The organism is Citricoccus sp. NPDC079358, from assembly GCF_040702545.1.
In the GTDB taxonomy this organism is placed as follows: Bacteria; Actinomycetota; Actinomycetes; order Actinomycetales; family Micrococcaceae; genus Citricoccus.
This window is the reverse complement of the sequence record NZ_JBFBLI010000001.1, coordinates 260,342-273,110: the sequence shown is the minus strand read 5'-3', so window position 1 is coordinate 273,110 and position 12,769 is coordinate 260,342. Positions and strand designations below refer to the sequence as shown.

The following is a 12,769-nucleotide window of genomic DNA, read 5'->3' as shown; positions in this document are numbered from 1 at the left end:
CTCTATACAGCCCGCCCACGGAACACATCCGTGGCGTCTCCGCCCCGGTATCAGCGCGGCCCATCGTCGAAGCGCCCGCTGATCAGGTGGTGCGCTTGCGCAGCACCTTGTGCGTGCCGTCGCACCACGGTTTCACCGCGGAGGCCCCGCACCGGCAGACGGCGCTGACCGGGCGCCATGTGCGGTGTTCGTTGCCGTCCTCGTCCTCCACCACGTGATCTCCGCGCAGCAGCATGGGACCGCCCGGACACAGGACCACGTCCGGGTGGTCCAGGGAGGGATCCCCCGCCCCGCTCATGCCGCCCACCGTGTCAGCATCCGTTCGGCGTAGCGGTCCGCCAGGTCGAGCGCCGAGAAGGCACCGAAGTAGACGTCATCATGCAGCTCCGGCTCCTCCTCCAGCAGGGCGCCGCAGATGGTGCGCACCGCCAGCTGCTCGTGCACCGCATCGGCCTCCACGTGTTCGGTGTAGTACTCGATCATGGACTCCGGGAACCCGAGCCGTTTCAAGCCCTGGGCCATGAGGCGGGAGGGCGCGGAACTGGTGGCCTCGAACGCCGCCAGGAACCCCAGTGAGGCCGCCCGGAGCCGGCGGTTCAGGCCGAAGAGTGACATCGCGTTGTTCTCCTCGAGGACCTCCAGCGGCGCCTCGTTGATGTAGGCGCCGTACTCGGGGTTCAGGCCGCTGTCCTGCAGGCCTCGGACGAACAGGTGGGCGTGCAGGAGATTCGGGTCCCCTCCCCCGTACTCGTCGAACTGCAGCTCCATCACGGCGGCCTTGACCCGGTCAGACAAGCGGGGAATCACCCACGTGGTGTGGTCCGCTTCCTTCAGGTGGTAGATGGTGCGGTGCCGCAACAACTCGTGCACCTGATCCTCGGTGGCCTTTCGGTGGACATGGGCGGCCAGGGAGGGGCCGTCATGGTCGGCCACGAAGTCGAAGAACTTCTCCGCGAACCCGTCCGGCTCCGGCACCTCGGGCATCCGGTCCCGCAGGGTCCGCTCGAACTCCTGCTCCAGGCCGCGCCGCACGCCGATCAGCTGCGGGTCCCATTCCAGTTCTCCGGCCACGTCCTCGAAGCCGCGGTAGTGCTGCTCGTAAAGCGCCCACAGCGTCACCTGCGCATCCTCGGCGGTGTCCGACGGCGGCGCCTCGGCCAATCCTGACGTCTCACCGGTGCGCATGGCCCGGAAGACAGCCTCGCTCAGCGAGCCTCGACTCTCGGGCATCAGCATGATCCCCCCTCCAACCCGGTCGACATCGGCGGGACAGCCACAGGCCGGCAGCTGGGGTGGTGCATCCTGGTCCTCTACGTAGGGTGGCGGGAAGTCGGTCCGGAGGGCGTTGGAGCGCCCCCAGTGCTTAACCTATACGGAAATCTGGGCGGAATTTCGCCTGTTTGACGCGGGTGCTCCGGGGTTTAGGACGCGTCGACATCCCCGTCAGCGGGACCGGTGCCCAAGTACACCAAGAACCCGTCCGGGTCACGAATCTGGGCCACCCGTTCCACCCAGGGCATCTCTTGCGGGGGTGCCACGATGGCGGCGCCGGCGGCATGTGCTCGGCGGGCTGCCTCATCGATGTCGTCAACGTAGAGCCACAGGGCGGCGCGCGAGCCTTCCCCGCCGATGTCCAGTTTCCGGCCGATCGCCAGCACGCTCCTGCCCAGCCGCAAGGTGACGTACACGTCCCGCGTCTCGTCGTCCGGATCAGGGAAGCCGTACGTGCGGACGGCGTCGAAGGCCTCCCGGTAGAACCGGGCCAACCGTGGCAGATCGTCGGTCATCAAGAGGGGGAAACCGCTGCGCACCACCATGCGCGTCAGCTTATGCCCGCCGCCGGCGGGACACTATGGTCGCCTGCCGCCGGCCTGGTCCCGAGAGGGATCAGCTATTGCCGGCGGCAGGCAGCCCCTCGTGCCGTTGTGCTCAGTGGGAGCGGCTGCGGGAGCGGTTGCGCCCGGCCAGACCCTCGGCAATACCGATCAAGGCCACTGCGGCAACCACGGCCACGATGAAGCCCAGGATGTTGAGTTCGAAGATGTCCCCCGTGCCCAACAGATTCGCCACCAGGCCCCCGATGACCGAACCGACCAAGCCCAAGAGGAGGGTCGCAATGAGGCCGAGGTTCTGCTTGCCGGGTTTGATCAGGCGCGCCAAGGCGCCGATGACGAGTCCTGCCACAATGAAGCCGATCATTCTGGATCCTTTCCCAAGAAGTTGTCATCTGCTGCCCGCGGCGTCGAGAACGTCGAGAACACGGCAACGGGCAGAATACCGAACCTACCCGACGCTTCCCGGGGCAACCGACCAGCGCCGCCATGAACGGTCAGGTCCCGGGCGGCGCTGGTCGTGGATGTTGGTCAGGAATCCCGGGCGGCCCCCTTGACGTTCTGCGCCGACTGGGCGGACTCGTCCTTGAGCTGGCCCGCCTTGTCCTGCCCCTCGGCCTTGACGTACTCAGCTCCGCTGGCCGCTGTCTCCTTGACGGAATCCATGGCCTCCTGGGCCTGCGGCTTCAGGTGCTCACCCATGTCCTGGGCCATGGACTTGGCCTCCTCCACCAGAGGTCCGGTCTGCTCCTTGACCTTGGTTGCCGCCTCTTGCTCCGGGCGGGAGGCCGGGATCAGGGAGCCGATCAGCCAGCCGGCGCCCAGGGCGATCAGTCCAGCCGCCAGCGGGTTGCCGCGGGTGCTGCGGCGGACCGCCGTCGGGGCTTCCTGCACGGCATGCATGGCGTCCTCCGCCCGGTGTTGCGTGCCGTCCGCCACGGCCTGGGCACGGTCAGCGAGCCCGGTGGAGCCCGGCTGGTGGGAGGAGGGGTCGGCGGAGCTGCCCATCACGGATTCCTTCATGGTGCCCAGGCGTTCACGGACACGGTCACCCTGCCGGTGGACGGCCTTGGTCGGGTTGGTCTTCTCGGCCAGTGCGTCCACGTCATTGCTGAGCTCATGGCGGGTGCGCTCGATGTCGGCGCGGATCTCATCGGGATTGTTGCTCATGGGGTCTCCTTGTCCGGGTTCAGGGTCGCGGGGATCTCCTGGACCGTCTGTTGGGTCTGCGGCAGGCCCTTGATGCGTTCGAAGTTCTTCTTGCCCATCAGTGCGAGCACGGCGGCCGCCACGCCCCAGAGCACGGCGACGATCAACGCAGCCCAGCCCAGGTGCATCACCGAGCCCAGGGCCCACATCAGGGCCGTGGACAGGAACAACAGCACGAAGAAGGCAGCCCACGCGGCCCCGGCGAACATCCCGGCACCCGTCCCAGCCTTCTTGACCTCAACGGTCGCCTCGGCCTTGGCCAGCTGGATCTCTTGCCGCACCAGCGTGCTCAGGTTCTCCGAGAAGCTCCCGAACATCTCGCCCAGGGACTCATTCCGGGCCCGGGTTTCAGCTTCGGGTTCTGGTGCCCGGGTGGATCCGGAACCCGGTGCCGCCGGGCCCGTCCCAGCGGCACCGGCAGCGGGGCTACCGGTCGGCACGCCCTCATAGCGGGGATCGGTGGTCACGGGCGGCCTCCCGCAGGGGGACGGCCGGTTCCGTAGGGATCGTTCACCGCGGGTGTGCCCAGGACCTCTGTGGCCGGGGCGCCCGTGCCCAGAACAGGTCCGGCCACGGCCGGTGGTTCGGCCGGCGGGAGCGGGATGTCCCGGGCGGGGCCGGTGGCCGACTGGGCGGGCAGCGGCGGCCGATTCGTCCGGTCACCGTACGGACCGCGGTACTGGTCATGGTGCTGGTCCTGGTGCTGGCCGTCGTCGTGGGCGTCCTTCACTCCACGGGAGAGACGGCCAGCCACGAGCCCGACGCCGGCCGCGATCGCCAGGAACGTCCCGGGGCGGCGGGCCGCGAACCGTCGGACGTCATCCAGCAGGTCCATGGGCTCCTTGGACTCCAGCTGCTCCGTAAGATGGCGGGCCCGTTCCGACAGCTTCGAGACCGCTTGGTTCACCAGGTCCGATTCGGGCTTCTCCCCGCGGGAGATGCGCTCGAGGTCGTCCGAGACGGTGCGGGACTGGGCGGCCAGACGGTCCTTCTGCGTGGACAACTGGGACGAGGCCTCCTGCTTGGCCGAATCCGCCAGGTCCTTGACCTGGGTCATCGTCTCGTCCTTGAGGTGGACAGCCTCCTCCTGGGCGGTGCCCGCCACGTCACGGGCCGCGCTCTGGGCTTCCGAGCCCAGGCGTCCGGCCTCCTGTTGTGCGGCGTCCCGCGGTCCGCCGCCCTGCTCTGTGGGGTGATCCGGGTTCAGCGTCATGGGGTGTCCTTCCGATAGACGGCCATGGCCGCTGAAGTCCAAACGGCCTGTAGTGCGGGAGACTAATGAGTGGCCAGTTCCCCGGCGAGGGTTGCGCCACGGTCAGTTGCCATCGGTTCCGAGCGGTAGCGGTCAGCGGTCTCCGCCGCGGTGGTGGTCGGCCCCGTACTGGTCCACCTTCCGGTGGTAACGCATGCCCAGGATGCCGCCCAGCACTGCTCCGGCCAGCGCCAGCAGCACGGCGACGACCAGGGCGATGATGCCGCCGGTGGTCAAGGCCTCTGCCTCGATGGGCATGCCGGTCAGGCTGCCCAATTGGCCCACGAGGTCGAACTGGCTGCCGGCCACCAGGCCCACGACCGCCAGGATGATGGTGATGACGATCGCCCACAACCAGACGGCGATGCCCTGCTTGGCGCCGTCGAAGCGGGCCATCCGCCCGGCCACGTAGCCACCGCTGAGGTAGGAGATCAGCAGGATGACGGCCAGGATGATCGCACCTGTGACGCCTACGGCGGTGGGTGACTGGGTGGCCTGCTCGGTGGCCTGCCCGGCATCGGTGCCCGTCGCCAGGCCCACACCGACGCCGATGGCCGAGAGCACTGCGGCGAGCAGCACGGCCATGCCGGTGGCGGCCAGCCAGCCGAAGAAGGCCGCGCCGATCTTCATGCCGCCGAACTTCTGTCTCTCCGCGGTGACGAGCTCATCTCGCCGTCCCCGGGGTGTGGTGGATCCGGATGGATTCTCGGTGCTCATGATGCGCTCCTCATGGTTGGGGCCCCTCGTGGTGGGGGTCGAATCGCCAACGTGGGCTCAGGGTTGCTCATCTACCCTGCGGGAGGCAATCATTCGCGAGCGGGTGCGGACCGGCTTCGCCTCAGGGGTGGACTCGGGGCATGCCAGCCCACATCATGGACGCGTCAGGCCGTGGCGATCAGAACGGGTGCCGCGGTGCGGAACGAGGGAAGGAAGTGCCATGTCGGGAATCGGAGACGCGGCTGACAAGGCCAAGCAGTACGGACAGGACAACCCCGAGAAGGTCGACCAGGCCAAGGACAAGGCCCAGGACTTCGTCGACAGCAAGAAGGACAAGGATCAGCAGGACGACCAGAAGTAGTCCCCGCGGGGACACCCCCGCCTCTGATCAGGCCGGGCCGCCCCGCGGGTCCGTCCGGCGCTGAACCACGAAGAACACGAAGAAGGGGTGCCACCTCCACTGCGGAGGTGGCACCCCTTCAGGGTGTCGGGGACCAGGCAGGGCTCACAGCCCCTTCGAGCATCCCTTCGTGCGCGCCTACGGGACCACGAGGTCGTACCGCTGCAGGAAGGCAGCGGTCTCCCCGCGGGTCACCGGGTCGTACGCGTTGAAGTTGCCGTGGGCGTCCCCGATGGAGATGCCCTGGGAGGCCAACCAGGTGATCGCCTCATAGGAGGAGGACCCGGCCTTCAGATCCTTGAACGGGCTGGTGGCCGGTGCACTGTGCTCCGGGTCCGCCAGCCGGTACAGGAACGTGGCGAACTCACCACGTGTCACTGAACGGTGAGGCCGGAACGTGCCGTCGGTGTAGCCGATGGTCAGCCCCTCGGCCGCAGCCCACGTGATCGGCGCGAAGAACGTCCCGGCCGCCACGTCCGTGAAGGGGCTCTCCTCGGGTGCGGTGAACTCCGGCTTGATGTACCGGTGCAGGAAGGCCGCGGTCTCCCCTCGCGTCACGTCGTCGTACTTGCGGAACGTCCCGTCGGTGTAGCCGGTAGAGATGCCATTGCTGGCCATCCACAGCACCTGGGCGTAGAACGGCGTGCCCGGGATGTTGTCTGAGAACTCCGGCACCTCCGGCTGCGGCTCCGCCGTCGGGAAGGTGAACTCCCACGTGGCGGTCGCCTCCTCCGGGATCTCGAATCCGTCCAGGGCGCGGGCGGTGACGGTCACGATCCCGGTGCCCTCATGGACACCCGGTTCCATCACCATGTCCGCCACCAGGTACTCCAGCCCCTCGACTGCGGGGATGGTGTAGGTGCCGGCCTCCAGGTCCGCCGTCACCGGTTCGGGCACGACGACGGCCGGTTCCGGATCCGGGGTCGGCTCCGGGTCGGGCGTCGGCTCGGGATCCGGCGTCGGTTCCGGGTCAGGCGTCGGCTCGGGATCCGGCGCGGGCTCTCCGCCCGGCTGGATCAGCGTCACCCGGTCCACGGCCATCTCACCGGCGTCCATGCGCAGGCTGAGGGTCGGATTCCAGTCGGCCAGGTCCTCACGCTCGATCGTGAGCTGGAGCGCGGAGCTGCGCAGCGGCAGCCACTCACCGTCCTTCTCGATCAGCGAGGTCAGCTCGCCGTGGGAGTAGACGGCCGCCAGGCGGTCACCGTCCTCCCACGTAACCGGCCGGGAGCCGGCGCCGGTGGAGAGGTTCTGGGACTGGCCGCCCTCGATCACGTCGAAGCCGGTGGCCCTAGCGCTGTGGTTGTACCAGCTGTGGGCGCGGTCCCGGAAGCTGTCCGTCAGGCCCAGGAACAGGCTGTCCTCGCCCGCCCCGATCCCGGCGAAGCGCTCCGGCTCCACGATCAGCGCAAACTCCTCACCGGCCTCGGCCGGCAGGCCCAGGTGCGTGAAGCGCCGGTCCTCGCTGGTGGCCGTCAGCAGCCCGGCCTCGGTGTCCACGGCGAGGTCCGCCGCGGGCTCGGAGCCGTCACGGAACACGTCGTACTCCCCCAGCCGGTCGGTGGAGAAGTCGTCATCCCAGACCACCTCGCCGAAGGCCTCCGGATCGAAGTCCCCGGAGAACGGACGCTCGGCGTTCACCGGCTCCACGTCCTCACCGGGCACCTCGGTGCCGTCCTCGGTGACCCACTTGGCCCCGTCCTCACGCTTGGTGATGGTGAAGGAGTCCAGCACCTCGCCCTCGGCCACGGTGGAGGCTCCGCCGTCCCGGGTGTAGCTGGCCACCGACTCGTAGGTGAGGGTGTCCCCGTCCACGGAGATGCCCTGCACGGTGGCGGTGTCCTGCTCGCGGGTGACGGCCTCGGCCCCGTTGCGGGTCCAGATGTTGTCCGTGGCGCTGGGCAGGGTGTACATCTTCTCCCCGGCGTTGGACACCACGTAGACCGGTCCGGCGGAGACGCCGGGGGTGTCCGTGGCCGTGGAGGAGTGGTAACCGCGGCCGTAGGTGTGGTCGTGGCCCTGGAGCACCAGGTCCACGTTGTGCCGCTCGAGCACGGGCAGCATCTGCTGGCGCCAGTCGGTCTCGTCCCGTAGGCCGTTGCCGCTGACCCCGGTGGAGAACACGGGCTGGTGGGCCATGACAACGGTCCAGTCGTTCGGGTTCTCCGCCAGCACGCGGTCCAGCCAGGTGGCCTGCATCAGGATCCAGGCCTTCTTGCGCTCGTTGCAGTCCTCCGGTCCGCCGGCCACCTCGGTGATCGGGCAGATGTCATCACGGTTGGCGTTGAGGTTCACGAACCGCACGCCCTGGTAGTCCGTGAAGTACACGGTGTCCTGCAGGATCTCCTCGTAGTGCGCCCCGAGAGTGTCCTCGTACTCCTGGGCGTCCGCGGCCATCGGGCCATTGGAGGCGTACTCAAAGCTGTCCCGGAAGTTCTCGATGAACGGCTGGCCGCCGATCTCGTGGTTGCCCAGCGAGGTCAGCACGTTGAGGTTCTCCTTGAACCCGTCCAGCCCGGCGAACCAGTCGGTCCACTGCTGCTCGCTGGTGGCGTGGTCCACGAGGTCACCGGCGAAGAGTCCGAGCTCGGCGTCGGGGTACCGCTCCTGGGCCAGGTCCACGGACTCGTGCCACACGGTGTCGATGCCGTTCTGGGCATCACCGAAGTACACGAAGTCGAACGGCTCGGACTCGCCAGACGGGGTGGTGAAGGAGAGCCACTCGCTCCAGCTCTCCCCCGAGGCCACGCGGTACTCATAGGTGGTGTCCGGCTCCAGCCCCTCCAGCAGGGCGGAGTGGCTGCGGGACGGGTAGCCGTCCACGGTGCGCTGGCTCTTGTCCTCGGCCTGCACGGCCACGGCTTCACCCGGCTCGCCGCCCTCGCCGCCCGCCACGCGGAACTCGGCCTGACCGGTCAGGGCGCGCTGCGCCGTCGAGCGCCAGGTCACGTACTGCGAGGAGGTCGGATCCTCGGACGGGTTGAGCACGATCCGGTGCGGTTCGCCCTGAGGGGCATCCGGATCCACCCAGCCCTCGGCCTGCACGGCCACGTCGAAGATGTGCATGATGCCCTGGTCCGTACCCTGCGGCAGGCGCACGGCGTCCACGGTCTTCTCCGCGTCCAGCAGGGCCGGGCGGGTGCCGAAGAGGCGGAACGTGCCGCCGCCGGAGGAGTTGTTGCCGTTGTTGCGGCCGTTGACCTCCAGCACGGTCTGGTTGCCGCCACCCGGGTTCGAGGCCCAGTCGGTCATATAGACGGGGACCTCCTGAGTGGAGCCGTCGGTGTACTCGACCACGGCGGTTCCCTGGGCCGGGCCGTTGGTGGCCAGGCCCAGGAAGGACAGGCTGCCGGCCTGCTGGTCGTCCAGGTCGATCCGCTGGCCGTGCGGGATCCAGTTGTCCGGCTCGCCCGGCTCGGTCTCGGGCCAGGTGAACTCCAGCCCGGTCTCCCCCAGCGGCAGTGCGGCGCCCTGCTCGGCGCCGGCCGCGGCCAGCGACTCACGGGAGAAGGACCAGTCGGACAGGTCCATGGACCCCATGCTGCCCTTCCCGTCCGGGGAGGTGCCCACGTTGTTCCGGGCGTCAACCCCTTCGGTGTACGACGGCGGCACGTCGCCTTCACCGGTACCCCATGTCCCGGGTTCCTCGGCCATCGAGAATTCGAGGGAGCCGCCGTCGCGCACGAAGGACGCGTCCAGCCAGGAGGCGCTCTGCGCCTCGCCGTTGACGGCGAGCCCGGTCGTGTACTTGGCGGTGTCCCCCGCACCGGGGGCGCTGATGGTGATCTGGCGCTCGGAGTCCGCGGCGTCGATGACGATGTCCTCGAACATCGGGGCGGTGACCACCAGGTCACCGGTGCCGTAGACGGCCGGGTAGAGGCCGATGTTCGCGAAGACGTACCAGGCGCTCAGCGAGCCCTGGTCGTCGTTGCCCGGCAGGCCGGACGGGGTGGTGTCATACATCTCCTCCACCGCGCGGTACAGCACGTCCGTGGACTTCTCCGGGGCCTGCAGCCAGTTGTAGACCCACGGGGTGTTCAGGGCGGGCTGGTTGGAGAGGTAGTTGCCGGTCTGGGTGTAGGCGCCGGCGTCCAGGTCCTCCATCAGCACGTCCAGCTCGGCGGTGGACTTCTCCACGCCGCCGCGGCGCTCGATCAGGGTGGCGAGGTTGTGCGGGACCATCCAGCCGTACTGGTAGCCGGTGGCCTGGTTGAACTGGCCGCCGCCGTTGCCGTCCCGGTTGCGCAGGTCGAAGCCGGAATCGAACCCGCCGCGGTCCCGGGGCATGATGTGCTGGGCCTCGGGGTCGAAGACGTTCAGCCAGCTCTGGGCGCGGCCCATGAAGAAGTCGTTGGCCTCCTCCTCCCCCAGGGACTCGGCGAGCTGGGCGATCGAGAAGTCGTTGACCGAGTACTCGAGCACCCGCGAGGTGGCGAAATCGCCCTTGCGGTTCTCGATCATCTGCGTGGTGAAGTACTGGTAGGCGTCCGAGCGCGTGGACTGATCGGCCGGCAGGGTCTGCGTGGCGATCATGGAGTCCAGGGCGGCCTGGCGGTCATAGTCCGTGGCGCCCATGTCATCCAGGGTGGCCACAATGGTCTGCAGGCTGTCCCCCTGCATGCGGGCGGCGCCCGGGGCCCAGCCGCCGGTCTGCTCGGTGAGCGCGACGATGGACTGGTTGATGTCCGAGGCCACGGCCGGGTTGGTCAGGCCGATGAGCTGGGCCTGGCTGCGGTACATGTCCCAACCGGAGCCGGCGAAGTTCATGTAGAAGTCCTGGCCCTCCTCCACGGTGTGGACCTCGCCGTCGTAGCCGCGGTACTGACCGTTGACGTCGTTGCGGACGTTCGGGTGCAGGAACGAGCGGTACATGGCGGAGTAGAACTTGGTGCGCTCCTCCTTCGTCCCGCCGGTCACCTGCACGGTGTCCAGCTGCTCCTCCCACGTGGAGCGGGCCTCGGTCCGGGCCTCGTCGAAGGAGAGTCCGTCCGCCTCAGCCGCGCGGTTCTCGGCGGCGTTCTCAGCGCTGACGTAGCTCAGGCCGGTGCGGGAGGTGACGGTGGAGTCGTCCTCGAAGGTGATCCAGGCACCGGTCTGGTCCCGGAAGTCCGCGTTGTCATCCTCGGAGGTCTTCTCTGCGGAGGCCTGGCCCGGGGTCATCTCCCCGTCATTCCACACGCCGTAGGCCTCGATGTCCTGATCGAAGGTGGTGGAGAAGTAGGCGCGGTAGTAGTTCCCGTTGTCACACAGGTCCGCCCCGCGCATCCAGCCGGACACGGTGTTGGTCTCCGGGTCCACGGTGATGGACTGCGCCTGGGAGCGGTTGTTCTGGCCGGAGGCATTGAGGATCAGGGTGGAGCCGTCCGCCTCCGCGAAGTCGTACCGGCTCACGGCGGTGCGCTCGGTGGCGGTCAGCTCGGTGGTGACGCCGTTGTCCGTGGTGACGGAGTAGTAGCCGGGCTCCGCGGTCTCGTTCTCGTGGGAGAACGGCAGGTAGTAGTCCTCGATGTTGTCCTGCGGGATGACCGGCAGGGCGCCGTCCTCGGACAGCTCGCCCGTGTAGGGGATGGTGGGGAACTCGTAGCCGCCGAAGCGGTCATGGCAGCCGGAGCCCTGGTAGCGGGTCATGCCGAAGCCGCGGATCTTGTCCGCCGTGTACTCGTAGCCGCCCTTCTCCTGGACCAGATGGTTCTCTTCATCGGTCTTGAAGGTGGTGGGGCTGGACTGCACCATGCCGAACGGCAGGGCCGCGCCCGGGTAGGCGTTGCCGTAGGCGTCATTGCTCTTGTTCTGGGTGGTGTCCAGCTCGGTGCCGATGAACTGGTCCACCAGCTCGAACGGCGCGGTGGTGTCCGCTTCTTCGGGGGCCGCGAGGGCGCCCGGAGCGGTGGAAACGAGAAAGGCCGCCGGGAGGGAGGCGGCCAGGGCTCCGGTGAGGAGCCGCGTCAGGACCCGGCGCGGAGGCGCGCCAGGACCGTCATGAGCGGTGCGCATGAATGTCCTTCAGTTATGGGTGCAAGAGTGAGATGCGCCCATTGTGGACATTCACGCTGGTCAGGAAAGTGTTTGGCGGGACGACGGGAGGTTAACGGGGGGTGGCGGTTTGGCCGGCAGCGGAACGGGCGGGCGCCCACTTCGGGGGCTATGCAGGCCGAGGTGCGTCTGCCTACGGTGGCCCCGTCGCGGGTACTCCGCGGCACCGACTACGGGAAGGGCCACGTCACATGGGAACCATCACCGGCGCCAACGAGAACCAGCTGCACTACGAGGACACCGGAGGAACCGGACGGCCGGTGGTCCTGGTCCACGGCTGGCCGCTGCACGGACAGTCCTGGAAGGACCAGATCGGCGCGCTGACCGCCGGCGGTCACCGAGTCATCACTTATGACCGCCGCGGCTTCGGGCAGTCCGAGCCGCAGCACCCCTACACCTATGACGCGCTGGCTGGAGACCTGGCCGCTCTGATCAACGCCCTGGACCTGCGCGACGCTGTCCTGGTCGGCTTCTCCATGGGCGGCGGTGAGGTCGCCCGCTACCTCGCGCAGCACGGCACCGACCGCATCGGCTCTGTCGTCTTCGCCGCGGCAGTGACGCCCTACATGCTGCACACCTCAGCAAACCCGGACGGGCCGCTGAAGAAGACCGAGGCGGCGGCCATGGCGGCCCAGCTGACCGCCAACCGGGAGAAGTTCTTCGACGACTTCACCACGAAGTTCTTCAGCGCTGGGGACACCCTCTGCGTGACCGAAGAACAGCGCCGAGAGGCGATCGACCTGTGCCTGCAGGCGAACAAGCTCGCTGCCCTCGAATGCATGGCGTCCTTCGGCGCCACGGACTTCCGTGACGATCTCGGCCACGTCACCGTCCCGACGTTGGTCATCCACGGCGACGCTGACGGCGTGGTGCTCTTCGAGGGCTCCGGCCAGCGCACCCACCAGGCCATCAGCCACAGTGAGCTCGTGGTGATTCCCGGGGCCCCGCACGGCCTGAACGTCTCCCATGCGGACGAGTTCAACGCCGCCCTGCTCGGCTTCCTCAGCCGCTGACCACCGAAGGCAACACAACGGGGCGGTGAGGTGATCACCGCCCCGTCTTGTCGTCATCATCGCCTGTGCACGGGCATCACTGGACGGTCAGGATCACGCCGAGCAGGACGGCGATGACGACCACGATGAGGATGATGGCCGCGATCTGCAGCTGAAGAGTGGAGAACCGCTTCCGCTTGACGTACTCGGTTCGGTACTTGATGCGTTTCTGTTCTTCTGACATGTGCACCCCTCACTCTCGAGATGATCTAAGGTGACGTCGCAACCTATCACCGCACTGTGCACCTCATTCAAGCCGAATCGGCGAGGACGG

The 12,769-nt window shown here is 68.2% G+C and carries 12 protein-coding genes; 2 read left to right on the top strand and 10 right to left on the bottom strand.

Features of this window, described 5'->3' with window-relative positions; all coding sequences use genetic code 11:
* Positions 1-82: 82 nt before the first annotated feature.
* The 8 genes from AB0333_RS01270 to AB0333_RS01235 form a co-directional block, all read right to left on the bottom strand.
* Positions 83-298 (bottom strand): CDGSH iron-sulfur domain-containing protein, encoded by a 216-nt coding sequence (locus AB0333_RS01270; RefSeq protein ID WP_366216954.1) that lies wholly within the window; start codon positions 296-298, stop codon positions 83-85.
* Entirely contained in the window at positions 295-1,236 is a 942-nt protein-coding gene (locus AB0333_RS01265; protein ID WP_366216953.1) for an iron-containing redox enzyme family protein, read from the bottom strand. Before AB0333_RS01265 ends, AB0333_RS01270 begins: the two co-directional genes overlap by 4 nt.
* A 185-nt stretch (positions 1,237-1,421) precedes the next feature.
* Entirely contained in the window at positions 1,422-1,817 is a 396-nt protein-coding gene (locus AB0333_RS01260; RefSeq protein WP_366216952.1) for a VOC family protein, read from the bottom strand.
* 112 nt (positions 1,818-1,929) lie between these two features.
* Positions 1,930-2,199, bottom strand: a complete 270-nt coding sequence (locus AB0333_RS01255) for a hypothetical protein (protein ID WP_366216951.1) — start codon at positions 2,197-2,199, stop codon at positions 1,930-1,932.
* Between the two features lie 164 nt (positions 2,200-2,363).
* Positions 2,364-3,002 (bottom strand): DUF3618 domain-containing protein, encoded by a 639-nt coding sequence (locus AB0333_RS01250; RefSeq protein ID WP_366216950.1) that lies wholly within the window; start codon positions 3,000-3,002, stop codon positions 2,364-2,366.
* Positions 2,999-3,358 (bottom strand): phage holin family protein, encoded by a 360-nt coding sequence (locus AB0333_RS01245; protein WP_366217187.1) that lies wholly within the window; start codon positions 3,356-3,358, stop codon positions 2,999-3,001. Before AB0333_RS01245 ends, AB0333_RS01250 begins: the two co-directional genes overlap by 4 nt.
* A 146-nt stretch (positions 3,359-3,504) precedes the next feature.
* Entirely contained in the window at positions 3,505-4,254 is a 750-nt protein-coding gene (locus AB0333_RS01240; RefSeq protein ID WP_366216949.1) for a hypothetical protein, read from the bottom strand.
* 132 nt (positions 4,255-4,386) lie between these two features.
* Positions 4,387-5,010 (bottom strand): hypothetical protein, encoded by a 624-nt coding sequence (locus AB0333_RS01235; RefSeq protein WP_159555524.1) that lies wholly within the window; start codon positions 5,008-5,010, stop codon positions 4,387-4,389.
* Positions 5,011-5,230: 220 nt separating this feature from the next.
* On the opposite strand from AB0333_RS01235, the gene AB0333_RS01230 reads away from it, so the two are divergent.
* Positions 5,231-5,371: a hypothetical protein gene (locus tag AB0333_RS01230; RefSeq protein ID WP_366216948.1), complete on the top strand. Its 141-nt coding sequence runs from the start codon at positions 5,231-5,233 to the stop codon at positions 5,369-5,371.
* Between the two features lie 177 nt (positions 5,372-5,548).
* Here the strand turns inward: AB0333_RS01230 and AB0333_RS01225 are convergent, their stop codons facing one another.
* A complete protein-coding gene (locus tag AB0333_RS01225) occupies positions 5,549-11,404 on the bottom strand; it encodes a GH92 family glycosyl hydrolase (RefSeq protein WP_366216947.1) in 5,856 nt (1,951 codons plus the stop codon).
* A gap of 230 nt (positions 11,405-11,634) precedes the next feature.
* Here AB0333_RS01225 and AB0333_RS01220 point away from each other — a divergent pair, with 230 nt between their 5' ends.
* Positions 11,635-12,456, top strand: a complete 822-nt coding sequence (locus AB0333_RS01220) for an alpha/beta hydrolase (protein WP_366216946.1) — start codon at positions 11,635-11,637, stop codon at positions 12,454-12,456.
* A 76-nt stretch (positions 12,457-12,532) separates the two neighbouring features.
* Here AB0333_RS01220 and AB0333_RS01215 read toward each other — a convergent pair whose 3' ends face one another.
* Positions 12,533-12,679, bottom strand: coding sequence for a hypothetical protein (locus tag AB0333_RS01215; protein ID WP_366216945.1), 147 nt, complete (start codon positions 12,677-12,679; stop codon positions 12,533-12,535).
* Between the last annotated feature and the right edge of the window lie 90 nt (positions 12,680-12,769).

Excerpts from the sequence above, each read along its gene's own strand:
- AB0333_RS01270 (WP_366216954.1), bottom strand. The coding sequence starts at position 298 with ATGAGCGGGGCGGGGGATCCCTCCCTGGACCACCCGGACGTGGTCCTG.
- AB0333_RS01265 (WP_366216953.1), bottom strand. The coding sequence starts at position 1,236 with ATGCTGATGCCCGAGAGTCGAGGCTCGCTGAGCGAGGCTGTCTTCCGG.
- AB0333_RS01260 (WP_366216952.1), bottom strand. The coding sequence starts at position 1,817 with ATGGTGGTGCGCAGCGGTTTCCCCCTCTTGATGACCGACGATCTGCCA.
- AB0333_RS01255 (WP_366216951.1), bottom strand. The coding sequence starts at position 2,199 with ATGATCGGCTTCATTGTGGCAGGACTCGTCATCGGCGCCTTGGCGCGC.
- AB0333_RS01250 (WP_366216950.1), bottom strand. The coding sequence starts at position 3,002 with ATGAGCAACAATCCCGATGAGATCCGCGCCGACATCGAGCGCACCCGC.
- AB0333_RS01245 (WP_366217187.1), bottom strand. The coding sequence starts at position 3,358 with ATGTTCGGGAGCTTCTCGGAGAACCTGAGCACGCTGGTGCGGCAAGAG.
- AB0333_RS01240 (WP_366216949.1), bottom strand. The coding sequence starts at position 4,254 with ATGACGCTGAACCCGGATCACCCCACAGAGCAGGGCGGCGGACCGCGG.
- AB0333_RS01235 (WP_159555524.1), bottom strand. The coding sequence starts at position 5,010 with ATGAGCACCGAGAATCCATCCGGATCCACCACACCCCGGGGACGGCGA.
- AB0333_RS01230 (WP_366216948.1), top strand. The coding sequence starts at position 5,231 with ATGTCGGGAATCGGAGACGCGGCTGACAAGGCCAAGCAGTACGGACAG.
- AB0333_RS01225 (WP_366216947.1), bottom strand. The coding sequence starts at position 11,404 with ATGCGCACCGCTCATGACGGTCCTGGCGCGCCTCCGCGCCGGGTCCTG.
- AB0333_RS01220 (WP_366216946.1), top strand. The coding sequence starts at position 11,635 with ATGGGAACCATCACCGGCGCCAACGAGAACCAGCTGCACTACGAGGAC.
- AB0333_RS01215 (WP_366216945.1), bottom strand. The coding sequence starts at position 12,679 with ATGTCAGAAGAACAGAAACGCATCAAGTACCGAACCGAGTACGTCAAG.